A 20,008-nucleotide genomic window follows, 5' to 3' on the forward strand; every position below is an offset into this window, starting at 1 on the left:
TTTCTGCTGGATGACGACGCGTCAGAGCCGCGCGATGATTTCCGCCTCGCCCTCGCGGTCCACCTGGCTCGCCCAATGGTCGAGCAGGGTCGAGACGATCTCTTCGGGATCGTCGATGACGAGCGGCTGCACGAGATGGGCGGTGTGGATGAAGCCTTCGTCGGCCATGTGGCGGATGAGCTTGAGCATCGGATCCCAGAAGCCGCCGATATTGGCGAAGACCATCGGCTTGCGGTGGCGGCCGAGCTGCCCCCAGGTCATGATCTCCACGATTTCCTCCAGCGTGCCGATGCCACCCGGCAGGGCGACGAAGGCATCGGAGCGCTCGAACATCTTGTGCTTGCGCTCGTGCATGTCGGGCGTGACGATCAGTTCGCTGAGCTGGCCGAGCGAATGCCGTGTGGCCTCCATATCGATGAGGAATTGCGGTATGATACCGGTGACGCGGCCGCCATGGGCGAGCACGCCGCTGGCGACGGCGCCCATCATTCCCTTGGTGCCGCCGCCATAGACGAGGCGCAGATGGTTTTCCGCCATCGCCTTGCCCAGGCTGCGCCCGGCATTGACATAGGCTGCATCGCGTCCCGGCTGGGAACCACAGTAAACACAGACGGATCGAATCGGCATTGAATGTTCGCTCATGGGGCGGATTCAGCCACCCGACCGCGGGCCCGTCAAGGATAATGACGGAAAATGCGCGCGTGGGAGGCTCCTGAAGGCTGCAAACCTTGTGCGAGCCATCGGGAATCGATAGCAATTCGGGCAGGGAACTCCCCGGGAAACCGGGACAGAGAGAGATTTGATGATGAAGAACAAGACCGGCCTGGTGGCCCTGATCGTGCTGGCGGCGGCAACGCTGCTCATGGTTTTCTTCGTGCTGCCCAACATGAACACGGACAAGCCGGCCGAAACCACCGTCTCGACGGCCAGCGAGACGCCGGCCACAGGCGGCGGCGATACCACCACGGCAGCCGGCAAGCAGGCGCGCGGCACTAGCGAAGCCGCCGGCGAGGCCGCCGCGACCGACGGTACAGCGGGCGCTGAAGCCACCCCGACACAGGACGCGACCGCCACGCAGGAAACGGCCACGCAGGAAACCGCCAAGGCGGATGCGACGCCGGCCACGCCAGGCGAGGGCTGGGTCACGCCGTCCTTCGACGTGCTGCGCGTCGAGCCCGATGGCTCCACGGTCATTGCCGGCCGCGGCCAGCCGAACAGCAAGCTGGAGATCAAGAACGGCGATACGGTCGTCGCCACGGCCGATATCGGCCCGTCGGGCGATTTCGCCGCCGTCTTCGACCAGCCGCTCGCTGCCGGCGACTATCAGCTCACCCTCAACACGAAGGACGACAAGGGCGCGTCGAAGACCTCCGAGGAGGTCGCGACCGTTTCCGTGCCCAAGGACGGCGCGGGCGATCTGCTTGCCATGGTCTCCCGTCCCGGCGAGGCGAGCCGCCTGATCACGGTTCCCAAGACCGAGACCGCCGGCACGGCCGCCGAGGGCGCGACCGCGACGCCGGCCGGCGAAACGGCCGACAAGCCGGCAACCGAGCCGGCAACCGAGACCGCGTCTGCGGATGCCGGTACGGCCGCAGGCGAACAGCCTGCCGCAGGCGAAACCGCCAGCGCGGCCGAGGACGGGGCAACGACATCCGGCGATGCCGCGACGGCGTCTGCGCCCGAGGCCGTCGCCAAGGAAGCGCAAGCCCGCGTTTCGGCCGTGGAGCTGGAAGGCCGGCGCATGTTCATCGCCGGCACCGCCAAGCCCGGCGCGCTGGTCCGCCTCTATGCCGACGACACGCTCGTCGGCGAAACGAAGGCGGACGAGCAGGGCCGTTTCGTGGCCGACGGCACGATCGATCTTTCGGTTGGTCGCCACACGATCCGTGCCGATGTCATGAGCGCCGATGGCGAAAAGGTCGAGTTCCGCGCCTCCGTGCCGTTCGATCGTCCGGAAGGCGAGCAGGTCGCCGCCGTCGTCGCGCAGGACAATGCGACGGGCGCCTCCGATGCCGCGCTCGGCCTGATCGGCGGCGGCACCTTCGACAAGCTGCGCGGCGATGCCGACAAGGCGCTGGCGCTTTTGAAGGGGCTCTATGCAAACGGCGCCGTTCCCTCTGCCGAACAACTGGCCGCGGCCCGCTCGGCGACGGAAATCGCCCTGAAGTCGCTGGCCGAATTCAAGCCCGGCGAAGAGGAGGGCGACGCCGCCCGCACGATGGCCGCCAAGGCTTCGGCCGCTGCGGCAGACGCGCTTGCCCACCTGCGCGCACTGCCGGCGGATGCCGCTGCCGTAGGTGCGGCGCTCGGGTCCATCGAGACGGCCGTCGCGGACGCGCTCGCACCAGCAATCGAGAAGGCGCAGACCATGGCCGAGAATGTCGCGGCCGTGGCCGACGGCTCCATCGAGGCACTGGTCGAACAGACCGCGGCGATCCACCAGAAGTTCGTGGCGCTCTTCGCCGATGGCCGCAATGCCACGGCGGCGGAAATCCAGACCGGCCGTTCGGCGCTGGAGGCAGCCCTCCAAAAGATCGTCGGCTTCACCGTCCCGGCCGATACGACCGGCGACGTGGCTGCGGCCATCGAGAAGCTGAAGGGCTGGGCCTCCACCGCGCTCGACCGCCTGGCCGCCGTTCCTGCCGGCGCGGGCGCGGATGCCTATCGCCAGGCGCTCGTGGCGCTGGAAGGCATGCCTTCGCTCAGCGCCGCCGCCGGCGCCGTGGAAACCACGACCGAAGGCGCAGCACCGGCGACGGCCGGCTCTGACACTGCGGAAACCGCGGGCAGCGGCACGGCGGTAACCCCGGCGGGCGGCGAGGCCGCGGCCGAGGAGCCGGAAACGGTCGAGCAGGCGCCGCTTCAGGCCAGCAAGACGTCCGTCATCATCCGCCGCGGGGATACGCTGTGGCAGATCTCCCGCCGCATCTATGGCAAGGGCGTGCGCTACACGACGATCTATCTCGCCAACGAGGACCAGATCACCGATCCGGACCGCATCATCCCCGGCCAGGTCTTCGGCGTCCCGGACAAGACGGTGGAGACCGACGCGGCGGCCGAGGAGATGCACCGCAAGCATGTGCGCGGCAATTGATGCCTGACAATTTCCCGCCGGCGGTTGCGAAGCAGCCGGCGAGGACCTATCTCACACGGACGGCGCCCGAAAGGGCGCCGTCTTTTCATTGCGGAAATTCCAGCATGTAAGATCGAACCGCCGACCGCGGTTTGGTGGAGGCCAGCGTGGCGACGACGACAAAAAAGACGGTTTCGGCCGACAGCAGCAATCCGCTCCGGACGCTGGTCAATCTCTGGCCCTATATGTGGCCCTCCGACAGGCCGGACCTGAAGATGCGGGTGGTCTGGGCCTCGGTCTTCCTGCTCGCCTCGAAGGTCGTGCTGCTGCTCGTGCCCTATTTCTTCAAATGGGCGACGGATGCGCTGAACGGCAAGCCGGACGCCGTGGGCCTGCTGCCGGTCTTCATGCTCGGCGCCGTCATGCTGGTGCTTGCCTATAACGGCGCGCGCATCCTTCAGGCCGGCCTCAACCAGCTGCGCGATGCGCTGTTTGCCAGCGTCGGGCAATATGCGGTCCGCCAGCTGGCCTACCGCACCTTCGTTCACCTGCACCGCCTGTCGCTGCGCTTCCATCTGGAACGGCGCACCGGCGGCCTGTCACGCGTCATCGAGCGCGGCACCAAGGGCATCGAGACGATCGTGCGCTTCACGATCCTCAACAGCGTGCCGACCTTCATCGAATTCCTCATGACCGCCGCCATCTTCTGGTGGGGCTACGGGCTGCAATATCTGCTTGTCACCGCCGTCACGGTCTGGCTCTACATCTGGTTCACGGTGCGCGCCTCCGATTGGCGCATCTCCATCCGCCGCTCGATGAACGACAGCGACACCGAGGCCAACACCAAGGCCATCGATTCGCTCCTGAACTTCGAGACGGTGAAGTATTTCGGCAACGAGGAGATGGAGGCCCGCCGCTTCGACCAGTCCATGGAACGTTACGAAAAGGCGGCGACCCAGGTCTGGACCTCGCTCGGCTGGCTGAACTTCGGCCAGGCGCTGATCTTCGGCGTCGGCATGGCGGCCATGATGGCGATGTCGGCCATGGCCGTGCAGCGCGGCGAGCAGACGGTGGGCGATTTCGTCTTCATCAACGCCATGCTGATCCAGCTGGCCATTCCGCTCAACTTCATCGGCTTCGTCTACCGCGAAATCCGCCAGGGCCTGACCGATATCGAGCAGATGTTCGATCTCCTGGAGGTGGAGGAGGAGGTGCAGGACAAGCCTGGTGCCGCCGATCTGGTCGTCTCCTCCGGCGCCATCTCCTTCCGCGACGTGCATTTCGCCTACGATCCCGCGCGGCCAATCCTCAAGGGCGTTTCCTTCGACGTGCCCGCCGGCAAGACCGTCGCCGTCGTCGGCCCGTCGGGTGCGGGCAAGTCCACGCTGTCGCGGCTGCTCTACCGCTTCTACGATGTGCAGGAGGGCGCCATCACCATCGACGGGCAGGATGTGCGCGACGTCACGCAGAAGAGCCTGCGCCACGTCATCGGCATGGTGCCGCAGGATACCGTGCTGTTCAACGATACGATCGCCTACAACATCCGCTATGGCCGGCCGGATGCGACCCAGGAAGAGGTGGTGGCCGCCGCCGAGGCCGCGCAGATCGGCGCCTTCATCCACCAGCTGCCCGAGGGCTTCAAGGCGATGGTGGGCGAGCGGGGCCTGAAGCTTTCCGGCGGTGAGAAGCAGCGTGTCGCCATCGCGCGCACCATCCTGAAGAGCCCGCCCATCCTCATCCTCGACGAGGCGACCTCCGCGCTCGATACGCGCACGGAGCAGGAAATCCAGGCGGCGCTGGACATCGTCTCGAAAAACCGCACCACGCTGGTCATCGCCCACCGCCTGTCCACGGTCATCTCCGCCGACGAGATCATCGTGCTGAAGGACGGCGCGATCGCCGAGCGCGGCACCCATGGCGAACTCATGCAGCGCGACGACGGCCTCTACGCCTCCATGTGGAACCGCCAGCGCGAGGCCGTCCAGGCCGAGGAACGCCTCAAGCAGGTGCGCGAAAGCGACGATCTCGGGATCGTCGTGCGCGGCACGCCGGCGGCGGAATAGGATGTAGGGTTTAGGCAGTAGGCAATAGGGGAGGAAGCGCAATCGCTTTTCCCCTAATTCCTATTGCCTATCGCCTATCACCTTCCCCTAAACATTGCCCCCATCGCCATTTCACGCTAGGTCGATGGCGTGAAATTGTCAGGAGATGTCGAAGATGAGTTTGGTCGATACAGTCCGCAGCACCCTGGTGCCGATCCATCGGGAGGGCTGGAAGTTCGTGGCCGGCTTCTTCGTCGTCTCGCTTCTCTTGGGGCTGCTCTGGACGCCGCTGATGTGGATCGGCTTCGTGCTGACCGCCTGGTGCGCCTACTTCTTCCGCGATCCCGAGCGCCTGACGCCGCAGGACGACGACCTCGTCATCAGCCCGGCCGACGGCCGCGTCTCCGCCATCGCCCTGATGACGCCGCCGGTGGAGCTCGAGCTGGGCGACCAGCCGATGCTGCGCATCTCGGTGTTCATGAACGTCTTCAATTGCCATGTGAACCGCGCGCCCATGCGCGGCCGCATCACGCGCGTGGCCTACCGCGCCGGCAAATTCCTCAATGCCGATCTCGACAAGGCGAGCCAGGAGAACGAGCGCAACGGCCTCGTCATCGAAAGCGCGCATGGTCAAATCGGCGTGGTGCAGATCGCCGGCCTCGTCGCGCGCCGCATCCTGTGCTGGAGCACGATGAACGATCATCTCGACGCGGGCGAGCGCTTCGGCCTCATCCGCTTCGGCTCGCGCCTCGACGTGTTCCTGCCGGCCGGCGCGCAGCCGCGCGTCAGCGTCGGACAGACGGCGATTGCGGGCGAAACCGTGCTGGCGGAATTCGGCTCTGCCAAGGGCCCCGTCGTCAGCCGCAGGGCGTAGGATCAGGAACGAGGCGGCCGGCGGGGCGTTTTCGAACCGCAGCCGTCTCCAACCAAGAGAAACGACACGCGATGGAAACGCCATTTCCGCCCTATGAGCCCAACGGCCCGAACGACGAAGCGCGCGGACCGCGCCTGCGCGAAATCCCGCTGCGCATCGTCATTCCCAACGTCATCACCGTGCTCGCGATCTGCGCGGGCCTTACCGGCATCCGGCTGGCCTTCGAAAACCGCTACGAACTCGCCGTGGGCATGGTGCTGCTCGCCGCCTTCCTCGATGGCATCGATGGGCGCGTGGCGCGGCTCTTGAAGGCCACCTCGAAGTTCGGCGGCCAGATGGATTCGCTGGCCGATATCGTCAATTTCGGCGTTGCGCCCGCGCTGGTGCTCTATGTCTTTATCCTCGATCAGGCCCGCTCCTTCGGCTGGATCGCGGCGCTGATCTACGCCATCGCCGCGGGCCTGCGCCTTGCGCGCTTCAACGTCATGGCCGAGCGCGAGACAAAGGCGCAATGGCAGAGCGAATATTTCGTCGGCGTGCCAGCCCCGGCCGGCGCCATGCTGGTGCTCCTGCCTGTCTATATCGGCTTCCTCGGCGTTCCCCCGAGCCCGCTCTTCGCCTTCCTCGCCTCCGGCTACACCGTGGTGATCGGCTTCCTTCTGGTGAGCCGCCTGCCGGTCTGGTCGGGCAAGTCCGAGGGCAGCCGCATCCGCCGCGATCTCGTTCTGCCCGGCATCCTGCTCGTCGTGCTCTACGTCGCGACGCTGATGAGCTTCACCTGGGAAACCATGGTGGTGACCGTCCTTGCCTATCTCGTGACGCTGCCCTTCGGCGCCCGGTCCTGGAAGCGCAAGTATGGCGGCTGGTCGGCGCCCGTCACCCCGGCCGCCAGCGAGTTCCCCGAAACCGAAGGCCACTGACCGCCGCAATCATTTTTACGTGAGCTTGCCGCAAGCCCCGTCCAGTTCGCTGGGCGGGGCTTGATTTTTGTCATGTCGTGGATTACCTAGCAAGCAAATAGATAGTAAGCTAATAATATTTAGGCTACCAAGATGATGACGACCGATCCGCGTGAACGCCTCCTCGACGACCTCTCCCGCGTCCAGCGCAAGATGCGCGCCTTGTTCGATGCGCGGGTGAAGGAGAGGGGGCTGACCCTGCCGCGCGCCCGCGCCCTGATGATCCTCGGGCGCGGCTCCCAGCTCAACCAGCGCGAACTGGCCGACGAACTCGACATCGAGACGCCGACGCTGGTGCGCCTGCTGGACGGGATGGAGAAACAGGGCTTCATCGAGCGCCAGTCGGTGGAGGGCGATCGCCGTGCCAAGCAGATCGTCATGACGACGCACGGCGCGCGCATGGCCGGTGAAGTGCTCGATCTCGCCCGCTCGCTGCGGGCGGACGTGCTTGCCGACATTTCCACCGCGGACATGACGGCCACCGTGAAGGTCTTCGCGGCCATGTCGGACAACATCGCCAGGAGCTGCCGGGACAGCGTCGAGGCATGAGCACCGTTTCCTCAAGCGATGAGTTGGACGAGCCGGCCGAGCCGGCAACGCCGGCGGCCGCACCGCCGGCGCCGCCATCCATGCCGCCCGGCCGGGCCGCCCTGTACATGGTCGCGTCAACGCTGCTGGCCATGACGCAGGGCTTCGGCATGAACTTCGTCGCCGCCAATCTGCCGCAGCTGCAAGGCCCGCTCGGCGCGACAAGCACCGAGGCGGTCTGGCTGGTCGCGGCCTATATGGCGCCGAACGCCTCGCTGTCGATCGCCCTCGTCAAGATCCGCAACCAGTACGGCCTGCGCAACTTCGCCGAACTCGGCATTTCCGTCTTCCTCGTCGTGTCGGTGATGCACATCTTCATCACCGACCTGCATTCGGCCATCGTGCTGCGCTTCTTCGCCGGCATGGCGGCCGCGCCGCTCTCCACCCTCGGCTTCCTCTACATGCTGGAGGCGTTCTCCCCGGCGCGCAAGCTGACCATCGGCATCTCGCTGGCGCTCACCAATATCGCGCTCGCCGCGCCCCTGACCCGCATCGTCTCGCCGTTCCTGATCGACATCGGCGGGGTAAGGGCGCTGCTCTATCTCGAACTCGCGCTCGCCATGCTGGCCTTCGCGGCCATCTATCTCCTGCCGCTGACGCCTCTGCCGCGCGCCAAGGTGATCGAGAAGCTCGATATCGTCAGCTACCTTTTCATCGCCATCGGCTTCGGCTCGGCCGCCGTCATCTTCGCCGTCGGCCGCACCTACTGGTGGCTGGAGGCGGAGTGGATCGGCGTGCTGGCCGTCGTGATGATCGCGGCGCTGACCATCGCGGCCGTCCTGGAACTCAACCGTGCGACGCCGCTCATCGACCTGCGCTGGCTTTTCAGCCGGGAGGTGATGCATTTCGCAGCCGTGCTCATCCTTTTCCGGCTCATGCTGGCCGAGCAGACGGCGGTGGCCAGCAACTTCTTCCAGATCATGGGCCTGCAGAACGACCAGCTGACCGGCCTCTATTCCTGTGTCGCGCTGGCGACGCTGGCGAGCGGTCTCGTCTGCGCGGCGATCCTCAAGCCCAGCCGCGAGCCCGCCATCCACATGGTGGCGCTCATGCTGATCGGCGTCGGCGCCTGGCTCGACAGCCACGCCACCAACCTCACGCGCCCGCACGACATGTATCTCAGCCAGGCGATGATCGCCGCCGGCGGCGGCCTCTTCCTGCCGCCCGCCATCGCCGCGGGTTTCACCATGGCGCTGCGCAAGGGCCCGCAATACATCCTGAGCTTCATCGTGGTCTTCCTCGCCACGCAGAGCCTGGGCGGCCTTGCCGGCTCCGCGATCTTCGGCTCCTTCATCACGCTGCGCGAGAAGTTCCATTCCAACATTCTCGCCCAGGCGATGACCCTGACCGACCCGCTGGTCGCCGCGCGCATCTCCCAGCTTTCCGCCGCCTATGGCCGCACGATCACCGATCAGGCCATGCTGAAGGCCGAGGGGGTGGCGCTGCTCAGCCAGCAGGTGACCCGCGAGGCGAACGTGCTGGCGCACAACGACGCCTTCTTCGTCATCGCGCTTCTGGCCGTCGCCTCCGCCATCGCGCTTGCCATTCACCGAATCTATGTCCGTATTAAAGAGGCGGGCGCCGTTTCGGGCGCAGCCGCCGCAAAGGCCTGACCCTATGAAACAGTATATTCGCAACACCGCGACGGCGCTGGCCGTCGTCCTTGGCATCGTCGGCATCGTCGTCGTCGCCTATGCCTGGCGCCTGCCGCCCTTTGCCAGCGAAGTCCAGACGACGGACAATGCCTATGTGCGCGGCTATGTCACCCTGATCAGCCCGCAGCTTCCCGGCTACGTCACGGACGTCGCGGTCAAGGATTATGAGAGCGTCAAGCAAGGCCAGGTGCTCGTCCGCCTGGACGATCGCATCTACCACCAGAAGCTTGCCCAGGCCGAGGCGACGCTTGCCAGCCAGAAGGCGGCGCTTGCCAATTCTGAGCAGCAGGAAAACGCCGCCAAGGCCCGCATCGGCGCCAGCGAAGCCGCGCTCGGCGGCGCCACCTCGGCCAAGCGCCGCGCGGAAGAAAACTGGAACCGGGTTGAGGAGCTGTCCGCCAAGGGCATTTCGACCCAGAGCGATCTGGAGCAGAGCCGCACGACGCTCGACCAGGCCGAGGCCGCCGTCTCGCAGGCGCAGGCCAACCTCGAAGTCTCGAAGCAGGATCTGCAGACCATCATCGTCGGCCGCGATTCGCTGGGTGCGGCCGTCGCCGGCGCGGAGGCCGCGGTGGAGCTCGCGCGCATCGACCTTTCGAACACCGTGATCACCGCCCCGCGTGACGGCGCGGTCGGCGAGGTCGGCGTCAAGCTCGGCCAGTACGTCGCCGCCGGCACGCAGCTCATGGCCGTCGTGCCGCGCGATACCTGGGTCATCGCCAATTTCAAGGAAACCCAGCTCGCCTATATCAAGCCGGGGCAGGCGGTCGAGGTGACGGTCGATGCCTTCCGCCACGCCACGCTGAAGGGCCATGTCGAACGCTTCTCGCCGGCCGCCGGTTCGGAATTCAGCGTCATCAAGCCCGACAACGCCACCGGCAACTTCACCAAGGTCGCCCAGCGCATCCCCGTCCGCATCGCCATCGACGACGGGCAGGACCTGTCGCAATACCTGGCGCCGGGCATTTCGGTCGAGGTGAGGACGGTGGTGGAGTAGGGCAGAGGGGAGTTCTCCAGGCGATAACGCTGAAGATCACTCCGGCAGACGGTAATCCACAAGACGCCCCTGGCGCATGTCGAACAGCTTGCCGGTCTCGGCATAGTCGCGCGCGACGAGCGGCAGGATGGCCTTGGCCACTTCGGAGGGGTGCTGCACCGTCGAGGGGTCTTCGCCGGGAATGGCCTGGGCGCGCATGGCCGTGCGGGTGCCGCCGGGATCGAACGAGGTGATGCGCAGCGCCGTGCGCTGTGTCTCACCGGCCCAGGTGCGGGCCAGCGCCTCGACGGCGGCCTTGGACGCCGAGTAGGGCCCCCAGAAAGGCTTGCACTTGTGTGCGGCGCTCGAGGAGAGCAGCACGGCGCGGCCGGCATCGGATTTCAGGAGCAGCGGCGCGACCGAGCGGATCAGCCGCCACGTCGCCGTGACGTTGATGGTCATCACCTTCTCGAACACCTTCGCCTCGACATGGTCGATCGGCGAGATGGTGCCGAGCACGCCGGCATTGGCGATCAGGATGTCGAGCCTGCCCCAGCGCTCGAAGATCGAGCCGCCGAGCTTGTCGATGGCCGCCATGTCGGCGAGGTCGAAGGGCACCAGCGTCGCCGAGCCGCCCGCGGCCTGGATGGCATCGTCCAGTTCCTCCAGTCCCCCGACGGTGCGGGCGCAGGCGATCACATGGGCGCCGGCCTTGGCCAGTTCGAGGGCGGTGAAATAGCCGATCCCGCGCGACGCGCCGGTGACCAGCGCGATGCGGTCTTTCAGGTCGATGCTCATGCTGTCTTCAATTATCCGTTGCTTGCCAGAACCGAGACCTTCCGTCCCATCGTCTCGCCTTCCTTGTCAAGGAGGCGCGTCGGATAGTCGCCGGTGAAGTAGTGGTCGGTGAACTGCGGACGGGCCGGGTTGCGATCCTCGCCGCCGACGGCCCGGTAGAGGCCGTTGATGGAGATGAACTCCAGCGAATCCGCACCGATATACTTCGCCATGGCGTCGACGTCGGCATACTGGTTGGCCAAAAGCTTGTCCCGGTCCGGCGTGTCGATGCCGTAGAAATCGGGATAGAAGATCATCGGGCTTGCGACGCGCACATGCACTTCCTTGGCGCCGGCGTCGCGGATCATCTGCACGATCTTGAGCGAGGTGGTGCCGCGCACGATCGAATCGTCCACCAGGATGACGCGCTTGCCTTCGATCATCGCACGGTTGGCCGAGTGCTTCAGCTTCACGCCGAAGGCGCGGATCTGCTGCGTCGGCTCGATGAAGGTGCGCCCGACATAGTGGTTGCGGATGATGCCGTATTCGAACGGGATGCCGCTCTCCTGGGCGTAACCCAGGGCCGCGGGCGTGCCGCCGTCGGGCACGGGCACGACGACGTCGCCCTCGACAGGGTGTTCCTTGGCGAGGTTGATGCCCATGTTCTTGCGCGCCACATAGACGCTGCGGCCGCCGACGACGGAATCGGGGCGGGCGAAATAGACATATTCGAACAGGCAGAGCCGTTCCGGCTGCGCGTTGCCGGACTTCCTGGCCTCGATGGTGATGGAGCCGTCGGGCTGGATTTCGCAGATGACGATCTCGCCGTTCTCCACGTCACGGATGAACTTGGCGCCGATGATGTCGAGCGCGCAGGTTTCCGAGGCGAAGATCGGCTTGCCGTCGAGTTCGCCCATGACCAGCGGGCGGATACCCGTGGGGTCGCGTGCGGCGATCAGCTTCGTGCGGGTGATGCCGAGCATCGAGTAGCCGCCTTCCATCTGGCGGATCGCGTCGATGAAACGGTCGGTCGTGTTGGTGTAACGCGAGCGGGCGATGAGGTGGAGAACGACTTCGGTGTCCGAGGTCGACTGACAGATGGCGCCACCGGCAATGAGCTGGCGGCGCAGCGTCAGGCCGTTGGTGAAGTTGCCGTTATGGGCGACGGCGATGCCGCCGACTTCCAGTTCCGCAAACAGCGGCTGCACGTTGCGCAGCGCCACTTCCCCCGTCGTGGAGTAGCGCGTGTGGCCGATCGCCATGTTGCCGGGCAGCTTCGCCAGCGTCACCGGATTGGTGTAATGGTCGCCGACGAGGCCCATATGCTTTTCGGTGTGGAACTGCGTGCCGTCGAAGGAGACGATACCCGCCGCCTCCTGGCCGCGATGCTGGAGCGCATGCAGGCCGAGTGCGGTCAGCGTTGCGGCATCGGGATGGCCCAGAATGCCGAAAACGCCGCACTCCTCGTGAAGCGTATCGCCGTCGAGATCGTCGTCGTGGCGGCCGGGGAAGAGGAAATCGCTCATTGCTGCAAGCCTTTGCTCGGAACCTGGGAGGTTGCACGGGGGTCTTCACCACTCCGGCCATGCCCCATATGGGTATGGCCTAAAGCATTTGCCACCGAGGCCCGGGAGCATCAGTGGCGGTTCTTTCATCCTAACAAAAAAACGGGGAGCCTGCCTTCGTCAATTTTCGCGAGTGGCGGCTCCCCTGACTGTCTTATCCGTTCGTCGCGGGCGTCTCTTCGGCAGGCGCCTGGTTGGTCCCGCCGGCCGCACCGTCCGGATCCTCCGTGGCGCCGTCGGTCTGCTTGCCGCGCAGGCGGTCGATGATCGTCGCGTCGGCATCTTCCGGCAGCAGCGCGATGAGACGCGAACCGAGATTGTCGAGCAGCGGCTTGGATTTGGCGGTGGTGACCCAGGACGGCTGCTGCTGCGGCGCCACCAGCCAGTTGAAGAACAGCATGGCGACGACGACGAGCAGGATGCCGCGTGCGGCCCCGAACAGGAAGCCGAGGGTGCGGTCGAGCGCGCCGATGCGGCTGTCGATGATGAAGTCGGCGATGCGCATGGTGATGAAGGAGATCACGATGAGCGCGACGAGGAAGACGGCGGCGGCGGAGCCGACCATGGCGACCGTGTCGCTCGTCGTATAGTCCTTCGCATAGGGCAGAAGGACGGGATAGAGGAAATAGGCGGCAGCCGCGGCACCGACCCAGCTTGCGACGGAAAGAACCTCGCGCGAGAAGCCGCGCACCATCGCCAGCACGGCGGAGAACAGCGCAACGCCGATGACGATACCGTCGAGAATTGTGATGGGCATGTTCGTCCTACTCCAAACCCGAAATGTCGCCAGGCCCGCCCCGTGCGAAGCGCACGTTAGCGGAAGGCGTCTTCGCCGTCCCGGTTCGGCACGCTTCAAACCCGTGTTTCCCACAGGGCATTGACCCGCTGCCGAAGGCCGTCAGACGTCCTCGTCTTCCCGCTTGAGGGCACTCTTCGATCCGGCGATGCGCGCCACCAGGTCCGGCAGGCCTTCGATCTCGCTCCAGCGGCTGCCGGTGCCCTTGGGCAGTTCGGCTGAACCCGCGGGCAGCAGGGCCTGCGAAAACCCCAGTTTTTCCGCCTCCTTGAGGCGCTGGGCGGTGTGCGCAACCGGACGAATGGCGCCCGACAGGCTGACTTCGCCGAAATAGACGCAATCGGCGGGAAGGGCAAGACCGGCAAGCGAGGAAACCAGCGCCGAGGCCACCGCAAGGTCCGCCGCCGGCTCCGAGATGCGGTAGCCGCCCGCCACATTGAGGTAAACGTCGTGTTGGCCGAGCCGCACGCCGCAATGGGCCTCCAGCACGGCGAGGATCATCGAAAGGCGCGCCGAATCCCAGCCGACGACGGCGCGGCGCGGCGTGCCGAGCGATGTGGGCGCCACCAGCGCCTGCACTTCCACCAGCACGGGCCGCGTGCCCTCCATGCCCGCGAAGACCACCGCGCCCGGCGCCTTCTCGTTGCGCTCGCCGAGGAAGAGTTCGGACGGATTGGAAACCTCGCGCAGGCCCTTGTCGGACATTTCGAACACGCCGATCTCGTCCGTCGGGCCGAAGCGGTTCTTCACGGTGCGCAGGATGCGGTAATGGTGCCCGCGGTCGCCCTCGAAATAGAGCACGGCATCGACCATGTGTTCCACGACGCGCGGTCCCGCGATCTGTCCTTCCTTGGTGACATGGCCGACCAGCACCATGGCCGCGCCCGTCTGCTTGGCGAAGCGGATCATGGCCTGCACACCGGTGCGCACCTGCGTCACCGTGCCGGGCGCGGCCTCCGCCGTGTCGCTCCACAGCGTCTGGATCGAATCGATGATGACGAGGTCCGGGCGCTTGCCTTCGCCGATGGTGGCCAGGATGTCCTCGACATTGGTCTCGGCAGCGAGCAGCACGTCGGTCTGGTGTGCTTGGAGGCGCTGCGCACGCAGCCTGACCTGCGCCACGGCCTCTTCGCCCGAGACATAGATGATGCGGTGGCCATGGCGGGAGAGGGCGGCGGCGGCCTGCATCAGCAGCGTCGACTTGCCGATGCCGGGATCGCCGCCGATCAGCACGGCCGAGCCGCGCACGAAGCCGCCGCCCGTGGCACGGTCGAGTTCGGCGATGCCGGTATGGATGCGCGGCGCTTCCTCGATCTCGCCGGAGAGCGCCGTCAGCGCAACGGGGCGGCCCTTCTTCGGCACCTTGCCGGGCCCCGAGCCGATGCCGCCCATCGGGTCTTCCTCGACCACGGTGTTCCACTCGCCGCAGCCCTCGCATTTTCCCACCCAGCGGGAATGCACGGTGCCGCAGTTCTGGCAGACGAATTGAGTGCGGCCTTTCGCCATCAGGACTTCTTCTCCGGTATCAGTTGCCCATGGCAATAGCACAAAACGGGAACAAGTCCAGTTCGCGGGTGAGCACCGAGTGCGCCGTCGTGGGAGGGCGACCTACTTCTTTACGGCCTCGTAACGCCGTTCGTAGCGGTTGCCCAGGCTGGTGAGAAGTTCGTAGTCGACGGTGCCGGCGGCGCGCGCCACATCCTCGATCGGCATGGTCCTGCCGAAGAGTTCGATGAAGTCGCCCGGCCGCACGCTTCCCGCGGGCATGTCCGTCACGTCGAAATGCGTGAGGTCCATGGTCACGCGGCCGATGACCGGCACGGTGCGGCCATGCAGCATGCCGCTCGGGCCGGCAAGGCCGGTCCGGCGCAGCGGTATGCCGGCGCTGGAAAGGCTGCGCATATAGCCGTCCGCATAGCCGATGGCGGCAATGGCGACGCGCGTATCGCGGGCGCAGACCACGGCGGCGCCGTAGCCGACGCTTTCGCCGGCCTTCACGTCGCGCACCTGGAGAATGCGCGCCTCCGCCGTGACGACCGGTTTCATAGGGTTCGGCACGCCATTGACCGCGGCCCCGCCATATAGCGCGATGCCGGGGCGGGTGAGGGTGAAGTGATAGTCCTCGCCGAGGAAGATGCCGGCGGAATTGGCAAGCGTCGCGTCGATATCGCCGAAGGCGGAAACGACGCTGCGGAAGCGCTGGAGCTGCTGTCGGTTGAGCGCGTGGGACGGCTCGTCGGCGCAGGCGAGGTGGCTCAAGAGCATGATCGGCGAGAAGCTCGCGGGACGCGCGATGTCCTCGGCCAGCGCCAGCGCATCCTCCACCCTCAGTCCCAGACGGCTCATGCCGGTATCGACATGCAGCACGCAGGGAATGTCCCCGCCGTCGGCGATCGCCGACATGAACACGACCAGCTGCTCCTCGGAGACGATGACCGGCACGAGGTCGAATTCGAAGAACAGCCGCTCGGCGCCCGCCCACATGCCCGAAAGCACATAGATGCGCGCATCGGGCAGCGCAGTGCGGACCGCCGCCCCTTCGGCCGGTGTGGCGACGAAGAAATCGCGCGCGCCGGCCTGGTGGAACGTTTTGGCGGCTGGCTCCAGCCCGATGCCGTAGGCGTCGGCCTTCAGCACGGCGGCGGTGCGCGCGGCGCCCGAGCGGCGGGCCATGGCGCGCCAGTTGTCGGCCAGCGCGGAAAGGTCGATCGTCAGGCGGGCATGATCCTCGCCTGCGACAGGAAGCGTGGGGCGGCCGGAAGCTGGATGTTTGCTCATCGTGTGGAAATACAGCCTGTGGACTGTGGCGGCAATACGGTCGCAGCCCGCATTGCGGCGGCCCGGTGCCGGCCCTATGGTGCGGCGCGAACAGGAGCGACCATGGCGCGCGTAAAACCATCGTTCATTGCCGCTGCGACGGTACTCCTGGCCCTGCCGGCCGTTGCGCAGGACGCCCCGACGGAAGCGGATATCCGCGACGCTCACGCGACGCTGCTCGGGCTTGCCCGAGACGACGGCAAGCCGCAGGAGGACGACAGCGCCGCGCTCTATTACTCCATCGTCGAAAACCCCGACGCGCCGCGCCTTGTCACCCGGCTGGAGGTGGGCGGCGTCCCGTGCCGCGCCCGCTTCATGTCCGCGCTGCAGTTTCCCGGCCAGTGGGCGACCGTGACATTCGGCATGGTGGACCTGCGCCGCGTCACCTCCGTCCGCGCCTATGCCTCGGCCGACGACATGATCGCCGGCGTCAAGCCGGTGCCGGTCGATTCGGACAAGGCGGTGCAAATCGTTCTCACCGGCAAGGACCTGCACTGTGCCACGCGCATATCGCTTTCGGGCGAAACCGCTTCTGACATGGTCTGTGCCGACCGGCTGGACCTGACCTTGACGGATGCACGGGAAAAGGAACGCGCCCGCAAGGCACTCTCCATCGTTGCCGGCATCTGCAAGGCGCCGGCCTTTTCGAAGCAGTAGGCGAACGAAAAAAGGCCGGGCAGGGCCCGGCCGTTCTAGCAAAGAGCGATGGCTTGAACCGGTCCTCAGTGCTCGTACTGGGTAAAGGACGGGTCGGCGAGGTCGGTGAAGCGGGTGTATTCCGACTGGAAGGCGAGCTTCACGGTGCCGGTCGGTCCGTGACGCTGCTTGGCGATGATGACGTCGGCCGTACCCTTCACGGCCTCGAACTTCATCTTCCATTCCTCGTATTTCGGATCGAACTCGTCGCGCGGCTCGAGGTTCTTCACATAGTATTCCTCGCGGAACACGAAGAGCACCACGTCCGCGTCCTGCTCGATGGAGCCCGATTCGCGAAGGTCCGAAAGCTGCGGGCGCTTGTCCTCGCGGCTTTCCACCTGACGGGAAAGCTGGGAAAGCGCGATGATCGGCACGTTCAGTTCCTTGCCCAGCGCCTTGAGGCCCGTGGTGATCTGGGTGATTTCCTGCACGCGGTTGTCGCTCGACTTGCCCGAGCCGGTCATGAGCTGGATATAGTCCACCACGAGGCAATCGAGGCCGCGCTGGCGCTTGAGGCGTCGCGCGCGCGCCGAAAGCTGCGCGATGGAGATACCACCGGTCTGGTCGATATAGAGCGGCACCTTCTGCATCATCTGGCTGCAGGCGACGAGCTTTTCGAAATCGGCCTCGGAAATGTCACCGCGGCGGATCTTCGAGGAAGACACTTCCGTCTGCTCGGAAATGATACGGGTCGCCAGCTGCTCGGACGACATTTCGAGCGAGTAGAAGCCCACGACGCCGCCGTTGCGCGCCTTGAAGGAGCCGTCCGCCTGCACTTCGGGCTCGTAGGACGCCGCGATGTTGTAGGCGATGTTGGTGGCAAGCGAGGTCTTGCCCATGCCGGGACGTCCCGCAAGCACGATAAGGTCCGAACGCTGCAGGCCGCCCATGCGGGCATCGAGCGAATGGATGCCGGTGGAGATGCCCGACAGCGACCCGTCGCGTTCGAACGCCTGCCCGGCCATGTCGATGGCCTGCGCGACGGCATCGTTGAACGACTGGAAGCCGCCATCGTAGCGGCCGGTCTCGGCGAGTTCGAACAGGCGGCGTTCGGCGTCTTCGATCTGCGTCTGCGGCGGCATGTCGAGCGGCGCGTCATAGGCGATGTTGACCATGTCCTCGCCGATATTGATCAGCGAGCGGCGCAGCGCGAGGTCGTAGATCGCCCGGCCATAGTCTTCCGCGTTGATGATCGTCACGGCCTCGGCCGCCAGGCGGGCGAGATATTGCGGGATCGTCAGGTCGCCGACGCGTCCGTCCGTCGGCAGGTGCGTCTTGAGCGTGATCGTCGTGGCGATCTTGCCCATGCGGATCGTATCGCCGGCAAGCTCGTAGATCTTGCGGTGCAGCGGCTCGTGGAAATGGATCGGCTTCAGGAAGTCCGAGACGCGGTAATAGGCATCGTTGTTGACGAGAATGGCGCCCAGCAGCGCCTGTTCGGCCTCGACGTTGTTCGGCGCCTCGCGATGGTGAAGCTCCGCATTGTCGTGACCGGCCTGGCTGAGCTTGCGCACGGCATCATTCATCGTCCCGAATCTCCCCGTCCTCTTTTGCGAAGGTCGATGGTTTGGGTCATGTACCGGCGGGGGTCAAGCGCATCCGACTCACACCGGTGGTTAAGCCCGGTCTTAGACTTTTCCACAGGCAGGCCCGCCACAGCAAGCCCGGATTCCTGCGGGGGGCCCTGGCTTTCGATTGACTCGCAGTGCGAATCCCCGCGCGCGTCCCACCGAAGCGCGAAGGCTTCGGCGGGAGACAATGCGCAAAAAACAGAGCGTGGAGCGTCCCCGGTGAACGCGTGTCCACCGGAGATTTTTTAAAGCGCGGCTTCCTGCGGAAACTGCCGCGGGCCGCGCTGCTCGCCCTTGGGATTGCCCTCATGCGCTTTCAGGCAATCCTCGCCGCGGCCGATATAGTCGCGGGTCAGCGGGATCGCTTCCTGGTCATGCGCGAGCTGGAGCTGGAAGACGACGAGGTTCTGCCAGCGGAAGGCGCTCTCGGACGCTGCGAGATAGAACTCCCAGATCCGGCAGAACTTCTCGTCGTAGAGCGCCTTGGCCTCGTCGCGCCGGGCCATGAAGCGTTCGCGCCAGTGGCGCAGCGTCTCGGCATAATGCAGCCGCAGGATTTCCACGTCCGTCACCGCAAGCCCGCTTTTTTCCACGGCCTGCATCACTTCCGACAGGGCAGGGATATAGCCGCCGGGGAAGATGTATTTTTCGATGAAGGGGTTGTTGGCCGTCGGCCGGTCGGTGCGGCCGATCGTGTGTAGGAGCATCACGCCGTCACGCTTCAGAAGGGCCGCGCTCTTCTTGAAGAAGGTGAGGTAGTTCGGCCGTCCGACATGCTCGAACATGCCCACCGAGACGATGCGGTCGAACGGGCCTTCCGTATTGCGGTAGTCCTGTAGCAGGAACGTCACCTCGTCGGCCAGCCCCGCCTCGCTCGCCCGCTTTACCGAAAGCGCATGCTGCTCGTCGGAGAGGGTGACACCCGTGACCTTCGCGCCGAGCTGGCGGGCAAGGTAGAGCGCCATGCCGCCCCAGCCGCTGCCGATATCGAGCACGCTCTGGCCGGGCCTGATGATGTTGAGCTTGGCGGCGATGTGCCGTTTCTTGGCAAGCTGCGCCTCGTCCAGCGACTGGTCCGGCCGCTCGAAATAGGCGCAGGAATATTGCCGGTCCTGGTCGAGGAAGAGGTCGTAGAGCGCGCCGGTCAGGTCGTAGTGATGCTGCACGTTGCGGCGCGACCGCACGACGCTGTTCTTCTCGCGCGCCCAGCGCAGCAGGTAGCGCAGCCGCTCCAGCGCCCGGTTCCAGCGTGTGTCGTAATACTGGAAGTCGGGATTGCCGGTGAAGACGATCTTGAGCAGGCCGTACATGTCGCCCTCGACGATATCGATATCGCCGGTGCCGTAGTGGTGGCCGAGATAATAGGCGGGGTCGACCGCAAGGCCCCAGAGCGCCTTGCGGCTGTTGATGCGCATGTGCACCGGATTGCCGGTTCCATCGCCGAAGGTCTGGCGGGATCCGTCCGGGTAGGTGATCGTCAGATTTCCAGTCTCGACGAGGCGGGAAACAAGAGCCTGTACTATGAATTTCATCAGCAAACTCCGTCGCGCTTGAAAATATGGCGGAACGGGTCTGGTCGGAAACCGGCCTGAAGAGCGGCCCAACCGCCAATCCAGTCT

General features: G+C 65.8%; 16 protein-coding genes. 8 read left to right on the forward strand and 8 right to left on the reverse strand.

The window, feature by feature from the left end; all coding sequences use genetic code 11:
• Positions 1–21: 21 nt before the first annotated feature.
• Positions 22–642, reverse strand: a complete 621-nt coding sequence (locus tag K6301_RS04590; RefSeq protein WP_247219574.1) for an LOG family protein — start codon at positions 640–642, stop codon at positions 22–24.
• A 160-nt stretch (positions 643–802) separates the two neighbouring features.
• Here K6301_RS04590 and K6301_RS04595 point away from each other — a divergent pair, with 160 nt between their 5' ends.
• The 7 genes from K6301_RS04595 to K6301_RS04625 all read left to right on the forward strand — a co-directional run bounded on the left by K6301_RS04595 (position 803) and on the right by K6301_RS04625 (position 10,188).
• Positions 803–3,094 carry a LysM peptidoglycan-binding domain-containing protein gene (locus K6301_RS04595; protein WP_247219575.1) on the forward strand — a complete coding sequence of 764 codons (2,292 nt, stop codon included), beginning with the start codon at positions 803–805 and terminating at the stop codon, positions 3,092–3,094.
• A 146-nt stretch (positions 3,095–3,240) separates the two neighbouring features.
• Positions 3,241–5,136 (forward strand): ABCB family ABC transporter ATP-binding protein/permease, encoded by a 1,896-nt coding sequence (locus K6301_RS04600; protein ID WP_247219576.1) that lies wholly within the window; start codon positions 3,241–3,243, stop codon positions 5,134–5,136.
• A 154-nt stretch (positions 5,137–5,290) separates the two neighbouring features.
• Positions 5,291–5,989: a phosphatidylserine decarboxylase gene (locus K6301_RS04605; protein WP_247219577.1), complete on the forward strand. Its 699-nt coding sequence runs from the start codon at positions 5,291–5,293 to the stop codon at positions 5,987–5,989.
• A gap of 71 nt (positions 5,990–6,060) precedes the next feature.
• The gene (pssA, locus tag K6301_RS04610) at positions 6,061–6,909 is read left to right on the forward strand and encodes a CDP-diacylglycerol--serine O-phosphatidyltransferase (protein WP_247219578.1); all 849 of its coding nucleotides are present in this window, start codon (positions 6,061–6,063) and stop codon (positions 6,907–6,909) included.
• A gap of 132 nt (positions 6,910–7,041) precedes the next feature.
• Positions 7,042–7,497: a MarR family winged helix-turn-helix transcriptional regulator gene (locus tag K6301_RS04615; protein WP_247219579.1), complete on the forward strand. Its 456-nt coding sequence runs from the start codon at positions 7,042–7,044 to the stop codon at positions 7,495–7,497.
• An 80-nt stretch (positions 7,498–7,577) separates the two neighbouring features.
• On the forward strand, positions 7,578–9,149 hold the full coding sequence (locus K6301_RS04620; protein ID WP_247220497.1) for an MFS transporter: 1,572 nt from the start codon (positions 7,578–7,580) through the stop codon (positions 9,147–9,149).
• A 4-nt stretch (positions 9,150–9,153) separates the two neighbouring features.
• A complete protein-coding gene (locus K6301_RS04625) occupies positions 9,154–10,188 on the forward strand; it encodes an HlyD family secretion protein (RefSeq protein WP_247219580.1) in 1,035 nt (344 codons plus the stop codon).
• 36 nt (positions 10,189–10,224) lie between these two features.
• Here the strand turns inward: K6301_RS04625 and K6301_RS04630 are convergent, their stop codons facing one another.
• The 5 genes from K6301_RS04630 to alr form a co-directional block, all read right to left on the reverse strand.
• Positions 10,225–10,965, reverse strand: a complete 741-nt coding sequence (locus K6301_RS04630; RefSeq protein WP_247219581.1) for an SDR family NAD(P)-dependent oxidoreductase — start codon at positions 10,963–10,965, stop codon at positions 10,225–10,227.
• A gap of 11 nt (positions 10,966–10,976) precedes the next feature.
• Positions 10,977–12,470, reverse strand: a complete 1,494-nt coding sequence (purF, locus tag K6301_RS04635; RefSeq protein ID WP_134649820.1) for an amidophosphoribosyltransferase — start codon at positions 12,468–12,470, stop codon at positions 10,977–10,979.
• A gap of 193 nt (positions 12,471–12,663) precedes the next feature.
• Entirely contained in the window at positions 12,664–13,266 is a 603-nt protein-coding gene (locus K6301_RS04640; RefSeq protein WP_247219582.1) for a CvpA family protein, read from the reverse strand.
• A gap of 141 nt (positions 13,267–13,407) precedes the next feature.
• Complete coding sequence (gene radA / locus K6301_RS04645; protein WP_160872653.1) at positions 13,408–14,811, reverse strand: DNA repair protein RadA; 1,404 nt, start codon at positions 14,809–14,811, stop codon at positions 13,408–13,410.
• A 102-nt stretch (positions 14,812–14,913) separates the two neighbouring features.
• A complete protein-coding gene (gene alr / locus K6301_RS04650) occupies positions 14,914–16,083 on the reverse strand; it encodes an alanine racemase (RefSeq protein ID WP_247219584.1) in 1,170 nt (389 codons plus the stop codon).
• Between the two features lie 102 nt (positions 16,084–16,185).
• Here alr and K6301_RS04655 point away from each other — a divergent pair, with 102 nt between their 5' ends.
• On the forward strand, positions 16,186–16,779 hold the full coding sequence (locus K6301_RS04655) for a hypothetical protein (RefSeq protein WP_247219586.1): 594 nt from the start codon (positions 16,186–16,188) through the stop codon (positions 16,777–16,779).
• A gap of 65 nt (positions 16,780–16,844) precedes the next feature.
• Here K6301_RS04655 and K6301_RS04660 read toward each other — a convergent pair whose 3' ends face one another.
• Positions 16,845–18,344, reverse strand: coding sequence for a replicative DNA helicase (locus tag K6301_RS04660; protein WP_134649825.1), 1,500 nt, complete (start codon positions 18,342–18,344; stop codon positions 16,845–16,847).
• Positions 18,345–18,634: 290 nt separating this feature from the next.
• Positions 18,635–19,921: a cyclopropane fatty acid synthase gene (locus K6301_RS04665; RefSeq protein WP_247219587.1), complete on the reverse strand. Its 1,287-nt coding sequence runs from the start codon at positions 19,919–19,921 to the stop codon at positions 18,635–18,637.
• Between the last annotated feature and the right edge of the window lie 87 nt (positions 19,922–20,008).

Origin of the sequence: Shinella oryzae, from assembly GCF_023038235.1 — a bacterium.
Lineage (GTDB): Bacteria > Pseudomonadota > Alphaproteobacteria > Rhizobiales > Rhizobiaceae > Shinella > Shinella sumterensis.